Here is a 261-nt window from a genome sequence, read left to right as displayed (position 1 = left end):
ACCGGACCAAACGGCCAGAACCCGGTCGCGGCCCGCCTGCCCCAGGCCGACGGCACGACGACCAACGAGGTGGTCAACGGCTTCTACAATGCCGACAAGCGCGAACTGGTCGCCTTCGCCAAGGGGCGGGGCATCGGCGATTGCGGCATCGCCCAGACCTGGGTCTGGACAGGGCGCAGTTTCGCCCTGGCGCTGGAACAGTCGATGGACAGCTGCAACGGCGTGCCGCCGGATCAATGGCCGATCAGCTACCGCGCCAAG

Annotated in this window: 1 protein-coding gene; it reads left to right on the top strand. The window is 67.8% G+C overall.

Going from position 1 to position 261, the window contains the following annotated elements:
- The coding region (locus ACM0OX_RS35820) for a DUF1176 domain-containing protein (protein WP_414519974.1) at nucleotides 1-261 on the top strand (261 nt) is incomplete at both ends.

Origin of the sequence: Nostoc sp. PCC 9305 (genome assembly GCF_963920915.1) — a bacterium.
In the GTDB taxonomy this organism is placed as follows: domain Bacteria; phylum Cyanobacteriota; class Cyanobacteriia; order Cyanobacteriales; family Nostocaceae; genus Nostoc.
Note: the sequence above shows the minus strand (reverse complement) of the source record. Positions and strands in the feature narration are given on the sequence as shown.